This window comes from Gordonia westfalica (genome assembly GCF_900105725.1).
Taxonomy (GTDB): domain Bacteria; phylum Actinomycetota; class Actinomycetes; order Mycobacteriales; family Mycobacteriaceae; genus Gordonia; species Gordonia westfalica.
In genome coordinates this window covers 2,302,532-2,317,481 of the sequence record NZ_FNLM01000034.1, presented here as the reverse complement: position 1 = coordinate 2,317,481, position 14,950 = coordinate 2,302,532, and the positions used below count along the sequence as shown (strand labels likewise).

The 14,950-nt window shown below is 68.8% G+C and carries 12 protein-coding genes; 4 read left to right on the top strand and 8 right to left on the bottom strand.

Going from position 1 to position 14,950, the window contains the following annotated elements; genetic code table 11:
• Nucleotides 1-3 precede the first annotated feature (3 nt).
• The 3 genes from BLU62_RS15960 to BLU62_RS15950 are packed head-to-tail and all read left to right on the top strand — an operon-like array spanning nt 4 to nt 3,470.
• Nucleotides 4-1,257, top strand: coding sequence for an arginine deiminase (locus BLU62_RS15960; protein WP_074850590.1), 1,254 nt, complete (start codon nt 4-6; stop codon nt 1,255-1,257).
• A gap of 10 nt (nt 1,258-1,267) precedes the next feature.
• Nucleotides 1,268-1,645, top strand: coding sequence for a GntR family transcriptional regulator (locus BLU62_RS15955; RefSeq protein WP_074850588.1), 378 nt, complete (start codon nt 1,268-1,270; stop codon nt 1,643-1,645).
• A 31-nt stretch (nt 1,646-1,676) separates the two neighbouring features.
• Complete coding sequence (locus BLU62_RS15950; RefSeq protein WP_074850586.1) at nt 1,677-3,470, top strand: BCCT family transporter; 1,794 nt, start codon at nt 1,677-1,679, stop codon at nt 3,468-3,470.
• A 6-nt stretch (nt 3,471-3,476) separates the two neighbouring features.
• Here BLU62_RS15950 and BLU62_RS15945 read toward each other — a convergent pair whose 3' ends face one another.
• A complete protein-coding gene (locus tag BLU62_RS15945; protein WP_074850584.1) occupies nt 3,477-5,060 on the bottom strand; it encodes a dolichyl-phosphate-mannose--protein mannosyltransferase in 1,584 nt (527 codons plus the stop codon).
• Between the two features lie 38 nt (nt 5,061-5,098).
• On the opposite strand from BLU62_RS15945, the gene rsmI reads away from it, so the two are divergent.
• Nucleotides 5,099-6,013 (top strand): 16S rRNA (cytidine(1402)-2'-O)-methyltransferase, encoded by a 915-nt coding sequence (gene rsmI / locus BLU62_RS15940; protein ID WP_074850582.1) that lies wholly within the window; start codon nt 5,099-5,101, stop codon nt 6,011-6,013.
• Here rsmI and BLU62_RS15935 read toward each other — a convergent pair.
• The 7 genes from BLU62_RS15935 to BLU62_RS15905 form a co-directional block, all read right to left on the bottom strand.
• Nucleotides 5,937-7,184: a helix-turn-helix domain-containing protein gene (locus tag BLU62_RS15935; protein WP_074850580.1), complete on the bottom strand. Its 1,248-nt coding sequence runs from the start codon at nt 7,182-7,184 to the stop codon at nt 5,937-5,939. The genes rsmI and BLU62_RS15935 overlap by 77 nt on opposite strands.
• A 26-nt stretch (nt 7,185-7,210) precedes the next feature.
• On the bottom strand, nt 7,211-8,395 hold the full coding sequence (locus BLU62_RS15930) for an aminodeoxychorismate synthase component I (protein ID WP_074850578.1): 1,185 nt from the start codon (nt 8,393-8,395) through the stop codon (nt 7,211-7,213).
• A 16-nt stretch (nt 8,396-8,411) separates the two neighbouring features.
• Nucleotides 8,412-10,001: a methionine--tRNA ligase gene (gene metG, locus BLU62_RS15925; protein ID WP_074850576.1), complete on the bottom strand. Its 1,590-nt coding sequence runs from the start codon at nt 9,999-10,001 to the stop codon at nt 8,412-8,414.
• A 58-nt stretch (nt 10,002-10,059) separates the two neighbouring features.
• Nucleotides 10,060-11,046 (bottom strand): HEAT repeat domain-containing protein, encoded by a 987-nt coding sequence (locus tag BLU62_RS15920; RefSeq protein ID WP_074850574.1) that lies wholly within the window; start codon nt 11,044-11,046, stop codon nt 10,060-10,062.
• Nucleotides 11,040-11,696 carry a HEAT repeat domain-containing protein gene (locus BLU62_RS15915; RefSeq protein WP_074852941.1) on the bottom strand — a complete coding sequence of 219 codons (657 nt, stop codon included), beginning with the start codon at nt 11,694-11,696 and terminating at the stop codon, nt 11,040-11,042. The genes BLU62_RS15920 and BLU62_RS15915 overlap by 7 nt, the downstream gene beginning before the upstream one ends.
• Before the next feature lie 127 nt (nt 11,697-11,823).
• Nucleotides 11,824-14,175 (bottom strand): glycoside hydrolase family 65 protein, encoded by a 2,352-nt coding sequence (locus BLU62_RS15910; RefSeq protein WP_074850572.1) that lies wholly within the window; start codon nt 14,173-14,175, stop codon nt 11,824-11,826.
• Nucleotides 14,172-14,894, bottom strand: coding sequence for a beta-phosphoglucomutase family hydrolase (locus BLU62_RS15905; RefSeq protein WP_074852940.1), 723 nt, complete (start codon nt 14,892-14,894; stop codon nt 14,172-14,174). Before BLU62_RS15905 ends, BLU62_RS15910 begins: the two co-directional genes overlap by 4 nt.
• Between the last annotated feature and the right edge of the window lie 56 nt (nt 14,895-14,950).

Genomic DNA, 14,950 nt, shown 5'->3' with positions numbered 1-14,950 from the left:
GCGATGACGGGTGAAGGGCAGGCGGACGCGCCGGCAGAGCTGGACTACGCACTGGGGGCGAACTCCGAGGTCGGCACACTCCGCGCGGTGATGTTGCACCGTCCCGGCGACGAACTGCGGCGCCTCACCCCGCGCAACAGCGACCAACTCCTCTTCGACGGCCTGCCCTGGGTCGACCGGGCGCAGGAGGAACACGACGCCTTCGCCGAGGTCCTGCGTGATCGCGGCGTCGACGTCTACCTGCTCGGGGACCTGCTGACCGAGACGATCGCGCACAGCGGGGCCGCCCGCATCCAGGGCATCGCCGCCGCGGTGAGCCCGCGACGCCTGGGGACACATCTCGCCGAGGATCTCGCGACGCACCTGCGCGGACTCGCCCCGGCGGAGTTGTCGCACGTCCTGACGGCAGGGATGACATTCGACGAACTGCCGATCACGCCGTCGGCGGAGCGGTCGTCGCTGGTCCGCCGGATGCATCACGGTCCCGAGTTCGCGATCGAACCGTTGCCGAACCTGCTGTTCACCCGCGACAGCTCGTTCTGGATCGGGTCGCGCTTCGCGATCACCTCCCTCGCGCTGCCCGCACGGGCACGTGAGACCTCGCTGACCGACCTCATCTACGCCCACCACCCGCGGTTCACCGGCGCCCGACGCGCCTACGAGTCGCAGGTCGCGCCGGTCGAGGGCGGCGACGTCCTGCTCCTCGCTCCCGGTGTCGTCGCCGTCGGGGTGGGGGAGCGCACCACACCCGCCGGCGCGGAAGCGCTGGCGCGCAGCCTCTTCGACGATCAGCTCGCCCACACGGTGCTCGCCGTGCCGATCGAACAGGCGCGTGCATTCATGCATCTGGACACCGTCTGCACCATGGTCGACACCGATGCGGTGGTGATGTACCCCAACATCCGCGACCACATGTCGGCGTTCACCCTGGCCCACGACACCGCCACCGACGCCGTACACGTCACGGGGGAAAGGCCTTTCGTCGAGGCGGCGGCCGAGGCGATGGGCATCGGCAAACTCCGGGTCATCGACACGGGCCTCGACCCGGTCACCGCCGAACGTGAGCAGTGGGATGACGGCAACAACACGCTCGCGCTGTCCCCGGGCGTCGTCGTGTCCTACAACCGGAACGTGGAAACCAATCGGCGCCTGCGTGATTCGGGTATCGAGGTCATCGAGATCGAGGGTCGGGAACTCGGCTCGGGTCGCGGCGGGCCACGGTGCATGTCCTGTCCGCTGGCGCGTGATCTGTTGTGAGGATCCGACGATGACCACGACGCTGTTCGCGCATCTGCAGGTAGATCCGGCATCGGACCGGCCGCCCTTCGAACAGGTGCGGCTGCGCATCATCGAACTGATCGCCGACGGCACGCTGCTCACCGGTGAGCGCCTGCCGACCGTCCGGGCGCTCGCCGCGCATCTCGACCTCGCCCCCAACACCGTGGCGAAGACGTATCGCGAACTCGAGGCGGCCGGCGTGATCGAGACGCGCGGACGGCAGGGATCCTTCATCAAGGCGGGGCGCCACGATGCGCAGGACGCCGGGTTCGCAGCGGCGGCGTCGTACGTCGAGACCGCCCGTGAGCTGGGGCTGGACGACGACACGATCGTCTCGATGGTGGCGCGGGCGCTGCGCGCGACTTGAATAGCGACGCTTACGTTGCTTTGGTGGACTCATGACAAGTGAACAGATCGCGACGACTCGTCGCGCGCGAGTTAGCCAGCGCCGGCGGGACCGGGGGCGTCGGCCGGGAAGCCAACGGATCGATCCGGTGGTCTTCTCGATCACGGCTGCTCTCGTCATCGCGTTCGTCGTGTGGGGTATCGGAGACAAGGACAGTCTCAACACCACCACCAGTGAGATCCTGAGCTGGATCACCACCAACCTGGGCTGGCTGTTCATCCTCTCCGCAACCGGATTCGTGATCTTCGCGGTGTGTCTGGCGGTGTCCAAATACGGGCGAATCCCGTTGGGGCTCACGGGGGAGAAGCCTCAGTTCCGCACCATCAGCTGGATCGCGATGATGTTCAGCGCCGGAATGGGCATCGGCCTGATGTTCTTCGGCGCCTACGAGCCGCTGTACCATTTCGCAAGTCCGCCACCGGAGATCGACGCCGGCGACGTCCGGGCGGCGATGGCGACGACGATGTTCCACTGGGGATTCCATCCGTGGGCGATGTACGCGGTCGTCGGACTCGCGTTGGCCTACAGCACATTCCGGCTCGGGCGGGCCCAGCTGATGTCCGCCGTGTTCACACGTCTCCTCGGCCCGCGCGTCTCGAACGGTCCGGTCGGCAAGGTCATCGACATCCTGGCGATCTTCGCCACCTTGTTCGGTACCGTGGCCTCCCTGGGGCTGGGCGCCCTGCAGATCGGCTCCGGCCTGGACAAGGTCGGCTGGGTCAACGAACCGACGAAGATGGTGCTGGTGGCGATCATCGCGATCCTCACCGCGGCCTTCGTCGCATCGGCGGTGTCCGGTATCGCCCGCGGCATCCAGTGGTTGTCGAACATCAACATGGTGCTCGCGGTGGTACTCGCGGTCTTCGTGTTCGTCGTCGGCCCGACGATCTTCATCCTCAACCTGCTGCCCACCACCCTGGGCGCCTACGCCACCGATCTCACGACCTTCGCGGCGCGTTCGGACGCCACGGTGACCAGCGAGGCGGGGCAGCAGTGGCTGGCCGACTGGACCATCTTCTACTGGGCGTGGTGGGTCTCGTGGACCCCGTTCGTGGGGCTGTTCCTCGCCAAGATCAGCCGCGGGCGCACCATCCGCGAGTTCGTGATCGGTGTGATGGTCGTGCCGACGACCGTGTCGTTGATCTGGTTCTGCGTGTTCGGCGGCACCGCGATCCGGCAGCAGACCGACGGTGTGCTCGACTTCGACCCGAACACCGCGGCGAGCGAGGACACCCTGTTCGACGTCCTCACACACCTGCCGTGGACCGGCGTCGCCTCGGCGCTGGTGATGATTCTGGTCGGGATCTTCTTCGTCTCCGGCGCCGACTCGGCGTCTCTCGTGATGGGCACCCTGTCACAGCGCGGCGTCGAACATCCCTCACGCTCGCTGACGGTGTTCTGGGGTGTCCTGACCGGCGTCGTGGCCGCGCTGCTCCTCGCGATCAGCGGTGACGACGCGCTCGAGGGCATCAAGACGATGGCGATCATCGCCGCCTTGCCGTTCGTCGTGGTGATGATCGGCATGTGTCTGTCGCTCTACCTCGACCTCCGCTGCGACCCGCTGATCGTGTCCCGGCACGTGCTGTCGGCACAGGTCGACGAACACGTCCACGAGCAAGCGGTGGCCATCGCGACCGGTGAACTCGAGTCGATCGACGCCGACGCCGTCCGGCACCTGGAGAAGATCGATCCGGGCTACGTCGAGCAGGTCGGTACGGGCGTCACCCACCCGCTGGGCGAGGCGCACCACGCCGACGACGAGCCGGACGCCGAGCCCCGGAAGTAGTCGCGCTCAGCCCCAGCTCGGCAGCCAGATCTGCTGCCGCCAGAGTCCCGGCGAGATCGGGGAGGCGGTGAGGATCGGCCAGAGCCATACGAAGTTGGTGACCACGAGCGCCACATAGATGGCGACCACGATGATCGACAGCACCCGGCGTTCGGGCCGGGCGCGGGCCGTCCTCGCCGTCGAACGCAGGATGTCGCCGCAGCACAGGGCGAGACCCATCACCAGGAACGGGGCCAGGGCGGTCGCGTAGAAGAAGTACATCTGGCGGTCGAGGGCGAGGAACCACGGCAGGATGCCTGCGCCGTAGCCGACGAGCACCGCGGCGTAGCGCCAGTCGCGGCGGACGATCCACGACCACAGGCCCCACAGCAGCATCGGCAGCGCGAGCCACCACAGAGCGGGCGGCCCGATCAGCATCTGGGCGCGGACGCACTCACCCCCGCCGCACTGATCGGGCCCGTTCTCGAGCGCGTAGAGCATCGGTCGCAGGCTCATCGGCCAGGTCCACGGCTTGGACTCCCACGGATGCTGGTTGCCCGCGGAATTGGTCAGTCCCGCATGGAACTGGAGAATCCCGGCCTCGTAGTACCACAGCGACCGCCATGCCCCCGGGACCCAGGAGAAGGTGCCGCCGGTGCCGATCGCGTTGCCCTCGGAGTAGCGGTAGACGGCGGTCTCGCTGTTGAACCACGGGATGTAGGTCAGGAAGTAGATGACCACCGGCATCACGGCGAGGCTCGCGCCGGCGGGCACGACGTCGCGGACGAGCGTGCCGACCCACGGCCGCTGCACGCGGTAGGCGCGGCGGGCCGCGACGTCGAAGCCGATCGCGAGCGCGGTGAAGAAGATGACGTAGTAGATGCCCGACCACTTGGTGCCGCAGTTCAGTCCGAGCATCACACCGGCGGTGAAGCGGTACCAGCGGAACCCGAGGCGTGGTCCGAACGGGCTGTCGCCCATCCGGCCCTCGAGGTACACGCGATACATCCGCTCGCGGACCTGGTCGCGGTCGGCGATGAGCGCGGTGAAGGCGGCGACGATGAAGAGTGCCTGGAAGATGTCGAGCATGCCCATCCGGGACTGCACGAACAGGACGCCGTCACAGATCGCGAAGATGCCGGCGATGGCACCGACGAGCGTCGACCGCGTCAACCGGCGCACCACGCAGTAGACGAGGACGACGATGATGATGCCGGAGATCGCCGGCGCGACGCGCCAGCCGAGCGGGCCGTACCCGAAGACGGCCTCCGACGCGGCGAGCATCCACTTGCCGACCGGGGGATGCACCACGAGCCCGTACGCCGGGTTGTCCTCGATCCAGTTGCCGCCGGTGAGCACCTGCCAGCCCTGCGGCACGTAGTGCTTCTCGTCGAAGACCGGTGTGCCCTTGTCGGTGGGGTGACTCAGGTTCCAGAACCGGGTGAGGGCGGCGATGAGGGTGATGACGACCCCCACCAGCAGGCCGCGACCACGGTCCGGGGCGCCGAACAGCGGGGCCGGGACCTCGGGTCCGAGACGCGGCGGCGGGACCGCGGCGGGGACCGGAGCACCTGCGGGCACGGTGGTGTCACGCGCGGCGGTGATGGTCACCCGCTCGATCCTAGTGGGCCCTCGTAAGCTGGCTGACGATGAATGCCGCCCAGCCCGACACGCACTCCACCGACCAGCCCGGGTCCGACCCGTCCGGCACCTCCCGCTCCGGAACGGGACGGCTGGTGCTCGCCGCCACCCCGATGGGGCAGGTGGACGACGCGTCGCCCCGGCTGCGGGCGGCGCTGCAGACGGCCGACATCGTCGCCGCCGAGGACACTCGCCGCACCCGTGCGCTGGCCGCCGCGCTCGGCGTCGAGATCGGCGGACGCGTCGTCAGCTACTACGACCAGGTGGAGGCCGCCCGTACGCCGGGCCTCGTCGAGGCCATCGCCGGCGGCGAGACGGTCCTGCTGGTCACCGATGCGGGGATGCCGTCGGTCAGCGACCCCGGCTACCGGATCGTGGTGGCCTGCGCCGAGGCGGGTCTGCCGGTGACGGCACTGCCGGGGCCCTCGGCGGTGACGACGGCACTCGCGGTGTCGGCACTGCCGTCGGAGCGCTTCTGTTTCGAGGGGTTCGCACCCCGGAAGCCGGGAGCGCGTGCGGAGTGGCTGCGTGAACTGATCGCCCAACCGCGCACCGCCGTCTTCTTCGAGTCGCCGCACCGGTTGGCCGACACCCTGGCCGCGGCGGCCGAGATCCTCGGACCGGACCGGCGCGCCGCGGTGTGCCGGGAGATGACGAAGACCTACGAGGAGGTCCGCCGCGGCGGTCTGGCCGAACTGGCCGAGTGGGCGGCCGGCGGGGTCAAGGGCGAGATCACGGTCGTCATCGCCGGTGCGGTCGCCGCCGAACCCGACATCGACGAGCTGGCCGACCGCGCCGAGGCGCTGGTGGCCGGCGGGATGCGACTCAAGGACGCCTGCGCGGAGGTCACGCAGGGTTCGGGTGCCTCGCGGCGCGACGTCTACCAGTCGGTTCTCGATAGGCGTCGAGCTGATCCGAGCTGACCCGCAGTTCGACGCGCGGCGCCAGCCGGTAGGGCCGGCTCGAGACGAGTGCCCCGACGACCCGGCGAAGCCGCGACAACTCGGCGCGCACGCTCACGGTGTGGTTCTGGTCGCCGAACAGCAACTGGCTCAGCTGCTGTGAGGTGAGTCCCTGATCGCCCGCGTCGGCGAGCAGCAGCAGGATCTGCGCGTGGCGTCGGGTGAGGACCGTGCGCCAGGGGTCGTCGTCACCGGTGACTGTGATCGTCGGTTCACCGGCGAGGTCGAGTTCGGCGATGACCGGACCCGACGGCCCGGCCGGACGCACCATCCAGCCCATCCCGAGTCGTTCGACGACGCAGATCCCGAGTCCGGGGACGAACTGGCGCATGTCCTCGGTCGGCGCGGCCACCCGCACCGGCGGCGTGCATCCGCGACCCTCGGCCACCCAGCCGTCGTCATCGATGATGAGACCCGGGCCGTGCAGACCCGTCAGCTGTGCGCGGCCGTGGTAGCGGAGGTCGGCGAGGGTGCGCTGATGGGCCAGCGTCACCTCGTGCTCGCTGAGTGCGGCGAGGGTGGCGGTGAACGCCGACGCCGCGGGCTGCATGTGCATCGCCGGTCCGGCGAGTCCGGCGACCGCGATCATCTCGCCGGTGCGTGGGTCGTGGACCGGCGCCGCGGTGCAGTACAAGCCGTGCAGTGAGCGGCTGTAGTGCTCCGGGCCGAAGATGCGGCTGGGACGGCGGTGGCGGATCGCGAGGCCGACCGCGGTGGTCGCGGCGGAATCCTCGTCCCACCGGCTGCCCTCCACGAGACCGAGGCGGTTGGCCTCGGGGAACACCGCGCGCGAGCCGTCGCGCCACAGCATCACCCCGTCGGCGTCGAAGATGCCCAGCGCCATCATCGGGTCGTCGGCGGATTGCGCGAACACCCGCTTGAGGGAGTGCACTGCGTGCCGGAGCGGATGGGCGGCCCGACGGGCTTCGAGCTCGTCGCGGTCGATGCGTCCGCGATGATGTTCGTCGATCGTCGAGGGATTGCCCGCGGCTTGCACGCGCGTCCAGGACTCGACCACCTCGTCCGCCAATCCGGCAGGCGGTGTCGCACCGGACATGACCGCCTCGCGGTCCCGGTTGATCTCCCGGGCGAGCTCGGTGAGATCGGTGGTCGCCTCGATGGACAGCGTCATGGGCGAGATATTACCGAAATCAACGATCAAGTCCGGTATTTGTGATTCTGCAGCGTATCGATTCGATTGTTAGCGACGATGCTGGCCGCTTTGTCGAGGCATTCCTGCCATTCGCTTTCCGGGACGGAATCGATGGTGATACCGCCCCCGACACCGAGTGTGAGGGTGCGGTCCGGGGTGATCTCGACGGTGCGGATGGCCACGTTGAGATCGAGGGCGTGATCGGGTCCGGCGACGCCGATCGCCCCGCAGTACACGCCGCGGGCGTCGCTCTCCCAGTCCGAGAGGAGCTCCATCGCGCGCAGTTTGGGTGTGCCGGTGACCGATGCGGGCGGAAAGGCGGCGTCGAGCACGGCGTCGTTGCCGGTGCCGGGCCGCACGATCGCCTCGACGCGCGAGACGAGATGCCAGACGCCGGGCGCGGGGACCACCGACAGCAGTTCGGGCACCCGGACGCTGCCGGTGACGGCGATCCGTCCCAGGTCGTTGCGGACGAGGTCGACGATCATGATGTTCTCCGCGATGTCTTTCGCGGAGGCCGACAGGGCGTCGGGGTCGGCGTGTGCCGGCAGGGTTCCCTTGATCGGCGAGGAACTGATGATGTTGCCGGTGCGCCGCAGGAAGGTCTCCGGCGACAGGCTCGCGACGGTACCCCAATCTCCTTGCAGGAAAGCTGCTTTCGTCGGGGCGGTGGCACCGGCGAGGTCGGCGAAGAAGTCGACCGGGCGACCCGACAGCGTGCCGGTGAACCTGGTGCACACGCACGCCTGGTACACCTCGCCGGCGCGGATCGCGTCGAGACAGTGATCGATCGCCGCCAGATGCGGATCGCGCGCCGGGGGTTCCCAACTCGTCGTCGCGGGCCGACCGACCACGGTGTCCGGGGCATCGACCACGGCCTGCGCCCAGTCGGGGACACCGGTGCCGAGAGTCGACCACACGCCGTCGCGCAGGACGAGGACGCCGTCGGTGAGGCCGCCTGCGGTCGGCGGCAGCGACGCCTCGTCGGCGCGCACCGGGAAGCCGAGATAACCGAACCAGAAGCGGTCGGGGTCGTCGGGCGGAGTGCAGCCGGCGACGATCTCGACCGATGGTGCGATCACCGCATCGGCGTCGAGCCAGTCACCGATCAGTGCCGCGGGTGGCGGGAGTCCCCGGCTGCGGGTCTCGGCATGGAGTGCCCTGAGTGCATCGAGCGCGGATGCGGCCATGAGCGGCGAGGGTCGGTCAGTTCTCGTACCGCGGGAACACCGGCGACGGTTTCGGCAGGGAGGCACCCGGCACCAACCGGACCGTGACGGCGCTGAACCGGCGGTCGTCGCCGACCGCGAGCAGGTCGAGGATCTTGTTCGACGACTCCGGCATCACGGGCTGGCTCAACACCGCGACGATGCGGACGACCTCGGCGCACACGTAGAGCACCGTGCCGGTGCGGTCGAGGTCGGTCTTCGCGAGCTTCCACGGCTCCTGCGCCGAGATGTACCGGTTGGTCTCGGCCAGGGTCGACCACAGCGCCTCGAGACCCAGGTGGATCGCCTGGTTGTCGAAGTGTTCGCGGACGTTCGCGAGCAGCGAGTCGGCCCGGTCGAGCAGGGCCTTGTCGGTGTCGGTGAGGTCGCCGGGAGCGGGGACCACACCGTCGAAGTACTTGCCGATCATCGACAGGGTGCGCTGGGCGAGGTTGCCGAACTCGTTGGAGAGGTCGGCGTTGATCCGCGACACGATCGCCTCGGCGGAGTACGACCCGTCCTGGCCGTAGGACACCTCGCGCAGGAAGAAGTAGCGCACCGGGTCGAGACCGAACTCGTCGATGAGGTTCTCCGGGTCGACGACATTGCCGACCGACTTCGACATCTTCTCGCCCTTGTTGAACAGGAAGCCGTGCGCGAAGACCCGCTTGGGCAGCTCGACGCCCGCACTCATCAGGAACGCGGGCCAGTACACACAGTGGAACCGGATGATGTCCTTGCCGATGATGTGCAGGTCGGCGGGCCAGAATCGCTCGAAGGTCGCGGCGTCGTCGGGGAAGCCGACGCCGGTGAGGTAGTTGGTGAGCGCGTCGACCCACACGTACATGACGTGTTCGGGATGGCCCGGGACCGGGACTCCCCAGTCGAAGGTGGTCCGCGACACCGACAGATCGGTCAGGCCGCCCTTGACGAAACTGATGACCTCGTTGCGTCGCACGTCGGGCCCGATGAAGTCGGGCTGTGCCTCGTACAGCTCGAGGAGCTTGTCCTGGTAGGCCGACAGCCGGAAGAAGTAGGTCTCCTCCTCGGTCCAGGTCACCACGTGCCCGGTGTCGGAGGCGACGCGCTCACCGGCGTCGTTGACCTCGGTGTCGGACTCGGCGTAGAAGGTCTCGTCCCGGACGTCGTACCAGCCGGAGTACTTGTCGAGGTAGATGTCGCCGCGGTCGCTCATCCGCTTCCACAGCTCTTCCGACGCACGCTTGTGGTCCACGTCGGAGGTGCGGATGAAGCGGTCGAAGCTGGAGCCGAGACGCTCCTGCAGCTTCTGGAAACGGTCGGAGTTCCGGTTGGCGAGCTCGGCCGTGGGAACGCCCTCGGCCTGCGCGGTCTGCTGCATCTTCTGGCCGTGGACGTCGGTGCCGGTGAGGAACCGGACGTCGAACCCGTCGAGGCGCTTGAACCGTGCCAGGGCATCGGCGGAGATGTACTCGTAGGCGTGCCCGATGTGCGGCGCCCCGTTGGGGTAGGCGATCGCGGTGGTGAGGTAGTACGGGTGCCCCGCACCGTGGGAGGTGCCGCGCTCGGCCGTGCCGGACAGATCAGGGCTGGTCAGATCGGGTGCCATAGTGCCCCACAGAGTACCGACCGGCGACCGGTGACAGCCAATCGCGGGTCGGCGCCGCTCAGCGTGCGCGCAACGACCCGATCGCCTGCGCGGTGCGGGCGACCGTCTCGTCGGCGTCGGTCCCCAGTTCGGTCAGGGCCTTCGACGCGGCGTCGCCGGGGATCTCGGCCAGTGCCTGGACCAGGCGGGAACGCACCGACGGGTCCGGATCGGCGCCGAGACGGTCGGTCAGGAGGGTCACGATCCGCGCGGCGTCGGACTCGTCACGTGCGAGGATCTCGGCGGCCTCGACGTCGTGGTCCCCGACGGCGATCAGTTCGATCAGCACGGCCACGGCTGCTCCGACGCCGCGTCGGCCCAGGGTGAGGGCGGCGATGCGTCGTACATCCGGGTCTGCGTCGGCGAGTGACTGCTCGAGCACCGAGGCGGCCCCCGAGTTCTCGTCGATCGCTGCGAGCGCGGTGACCGCCCGGCGCCGGATCACCGGGTCGGGGTCGGCCGCGGCGACGGCGAGACGGTCGAGTCCGCCCGGCCTCTTGGCCAGCGCCCAGCGGAGTGCGCCGGCGACGTTCTGATCCGGCTCGGCGAGCAGGGCGTCGACCAGCGCCTCGGCGGAGAGTCCGGACTCACCCGCTCGCAGGGCCGCCCGCTGGCGGTGCGCCGAGTTCTCGGAGTGCACCGCCTGGAGCAGGCTGATCGCGCCGAGTATCGCCGACCAGTCGCCGGGACCGGTCGCCTTGATCTGGTGCAGCCGTGTCAGGAGCCGCGAATCGGCCGCCATCCGTTCTTGCGTGTCCTGGATCAGCCGGTCCACGAGCATGGCCGGCGCGAAGCCGGGCTCGTCGAGGGCGCGTCCCACGTCGCGCAGTGACAAGCCCAGTGACCGAAGGCTTTCCACGTGCAGCAGGCGTTCGATGTCGGCGTCGGAGTACTCGCGATAGCCGCTCGTCGTGCGGCCCGTCGGTCGCACGAGACCCAGGGCGTCGTAGTGGCGCAGCATCCGGGCGCTCACGCCCGAACGCCGCGCCACCTCGCCGATCAGCACGGCGGACTCGAATCCTGGACGGCGGCACCGGTGTTCGCGATCTTCGCGGCGAGTTCGAGTTCGTACCCGAAGTCGCTGTCGGGATCGTCGAGGAGCCGCGCGGTGGCCTCGGCGTGCGCGCGCACCCGTGGATTCCGGTGGCGCCGGGCCGTCGTCAACGCGTCGCGTGTCGCCTCGCCGAGTTCTGCCAGTGCCCGGCTCAGGCTGCGCTGCACATCGATTCCGCCGCGTCCGAGTTCACCGGCCAACTCGGCCGCGAGCGCGGTCTCCCGGCCCGCAGGGACGAGGGCCACGGCGGCGCGCCAGGCCGCCCGCGCCACCTCGGCATCGTCGTCGTGCAGCAGGTCGCCGGTGATGGCCGGCCAGGCCGATCGGTCGCCGACCTTCGACAGCGTGTGCAACGCCTGCGCACGCGCCTGCGGCGACTCCGACCCCAGCTCGCCGACGAGGCGCGGCACGGTCACCTGCGCGGGCAGCCTGGTCAGCGCCCAGGTCAGCATGTCCCGCACGAAGAAATCCGGGTCGACGCCGCAGCGCGCGATGAGCTCGTCGACGAGCCGCGGGTCGGGATCGGTACCCGCCGCCAACGCGGCACGCAGGCGCATGGACGGGTCGGGTGCGTGCAATGCGGTCGTGATCGTCTCGATCATCGTCAACACCTCCTCATGCACCCATTCCAGACCCTGACACAGTGTGAAGGTCAAGAAGCGCATGACGTCGTACCCGGAATCCGGGCACAACGTCATACGGGTCGAGAGGGTGGTCGGCGGGTGCGGATCAGATCTCGCGCCGGTAGGGCTCGCAGCCCGGTGGTGCCTTGGGCGGTTCCCGGTACTCCAGGTCGGGGATCTTCATGCTCATCGGTGCCGACGTGAGGGTGAACTTCTCACCGTGGTGGGCGAGATCGATCGGCGGTCCCGACAGCAGCCGGTAGGTGGCGTGTTCCTTGTCCACGGCGACCACGAACTTCGACTCCCGCACGATCATGCGGAAGGACATGTACGTCAACCGGCTCGGCAACCGCGGCGCGAAGGTGATCTGCCCGCCGAAATCGCGCATGCCGCCGAAACCGGCCACGCAGTCCGTCCACGCCCCGGCCAGCGCGGCGATGTGCAGGCCGCTGTTGACGTTGTTGTGCAGGTCGTGCAGATCGGTGAACACCGACTCGGCCAGCAGATCGTAGGCGAGGTCGAGGTAGCCGACCTCGGCGGCGGTGACCGCCTCGCAGCAGGCCGAGAGCGACGAGTCGCGCACGGTGATCGGGTAGTAGTAGTCGAAGTTGCGGAGCTTCTGATCGGCGGTGAACGAGTCACCGAACAGATAGGTCGCGAACACCAGGTCGGCCTGCTTGACCACCTGTTTGCGGTAGAGGTCGTAGTACGGATAGTTCAGCAGCAGCGGGTAACGGCCCACCGAGGACTCGAAATCCCACGCGCCGAGGAGCGTGAACGACTCGCACTGCTGGTGCACTCCGAGGGCGTCGTCGTAGGGGATCGACATGTCGTCGGCGCACGACTCCCAGTGTGCCGCTTCGGCTGTCGTCACCCCGAACTGCTCGGCGAGGTCGGGGCGGCGATGGACCGCCGCGACCGCGTCGCGCAGGTTCTGCTGCGCCGCGAGGTTGGTGAAGGTGTTGTTGTTGACCACCGCGGTGTACTCGTCGGGCCCGGTGACGCCGTCGATGCGGAACTTGCCGTTGACGTCGTGGTGTCCCAGGCCGGCGAACAGCCGGGCGGTCTCGACGAGAAGTTCGACGCCACACTCGGTCTCGAACTGTTCGTCGTCGGTGGCGCGCAGGTAGCGGGCGGTGGCGTTGGCGATGTCCGCCGACACGTGCACACCGGCCGTACCCGCGGGCCAGTAGCCGGAACACTCGTCGCCGTTGATCGACCGCCACGGGAACATCGCACCGCGCTGACCGAGTTCGGCGGCGCGGGCCTTCGCCTTGTCCATGGTGGCGTGCCGCCAGCGGAGTTCCTCACCGGCCGCCGCGGGCACCGTGTAGGTGAGCATCGGGAGGATGAAACTCTCGGTGTCCCAGAAGGTGTGGCCGTCATAGCCGGGACCGGTGAGTCCCTTCGCCGGGATCGCGCGCGACTGTCCGCGGGCTCCGGCCTGCAGCACGTGGAACAGCGCGAACCGGACCGCCTGCTGCAGTTCCGGGTCGCCGTCGAGTTCGATGTCGGCGTCGCGCCAGAAATCCTCGAGGTAGCGGACCTGGTCGGCCTTGAGGGAGTCCCAGCCGGTCTCCATCGCCATGGCCAGCGCGGCGTCGACCTGCGCACGCAGCGCCGGGACCGAACGCCGGGCCGACCAGCCGTACCCGATGTACTTGGTGAGGGTCAGGCTCTTGCCCTTCGGCACGTTCGCCGCGATGGTGAGGCGCGCGAGGTCGCCGTCGGCGCGGATGAAGGTGTCGGCCTTGTCCGGGAAATAGATCTCGTGGTCCATGCCGGCCGCGATGTGCAGACCGGACTGCTTGGTGTGGTGGACCAGCATGCCCCAGTAGTTGCGGCAGGTCGCGAGATCGGACACCAGCGGGGCGTCGAGCGCGGCCGCGAGACGCGGGTCGTTACCCGGCGCCGGAACCGGCTCGTTGGCCAGGAGGTCGGACTGGAGGACGAGCTTCATGTCCTCGTCGACGGGCTCCACCTCGTAGCGGATGGCCGCGATGGTGCGCTTGGTGAACGAGACGAGCCGCTCGGACTTGATGCGCACGGTGCGGCCGGTCGGCGACGTCCACAGGGTGTGCCGACGCAGCGTGCCTGTGCGGAAGTCGAGGGTCCGTTCGTGTTCTTCGGTACGGCCGTACCGAAGATCCATCGGCTCGTCCTCGACCAGCAGGCGGATGACCTTGCCGTCGGTCACGTTCACGACGGTCTGGCCCGATTCCGGGTAGCCGTAGCCGCTCTCCGCGTAGGGCAGGCCACGCAGCTCGTAGAAGCCGTTCAGGTAGGTGCCCGGGTGGTCGACCGGTTCACCCTCCTCGAAGGTGCCGCGTAAACCGATGTGCCCGTTCGACAACGCGAACAGCGTCTCGGTGCGGCCGAGCATGTCGAGGTCGACTCCGCCGCTCCACTTCAGCTGCCACGGGTGGACCTCGAACCCGTGTCCCTGTTCCTGGCTCATGCGGGCAGCAATTCGTCGAGGTCGTTGACGACGATGTCGGCGCCCGCGGCGCGCATCGCCTCGGCCTGGTTGCCGCCGACCCGGTCGATGCCGACCACATAGCCGAACTCACCTGCGCTACCGGCCTGTACGCCGGAGATGGCGTCCTCGAAGACCGCGGCCGCGGACGGCTCGACGCCCATCAGTTCGGCTCCCAGGAGGTACGAGTCGGGAGCGGGTTTGCCGTTGAGGCCCCGCGCGGCGATCTCCAGACCGTCGACGCGAACCTCGACGAATCCCGACAGGTCGGCTGCATCGAGCACTGGTCCTCCATTCTTCGACGACGTCACGACCGCGATGCGGAGGCCCGCCTCACGTGCCGCGTTGAGGTACCGCACCGAACCGGGGTAGGCATGGCCACCGTCCTCGGCGAGGCTGACGAGGAACATGTCGTTCTTGCCGTTGCCGATCGCGGTCACGGTCGCGGGGTCGACATCGGTGATCCCGCGCGACGCCAGGAAGGCGCGCACGCCGTCCTCACGGGGACGTCCGTCGACGTAGTCGAGGTAGTCCTGGTCGGTGAACTCCACGAAGCCGGGCGCATCGACGCCGCCCGCGCGTTCGGCGAGGAAGGCGTCGAAGGTCTTCTTCCATGCTTTGCGGTGGAGTACCGCGGTCTCGGTGAGGACCCCGTCGAGATCGAAGAGCGCGACAGAGATCACTTCTGGCAATCCCAACACGATTCGCAACGCTACCCGTCCGAGTCGGGTAAGGCGCGACGAAGCGGGATCAGGCG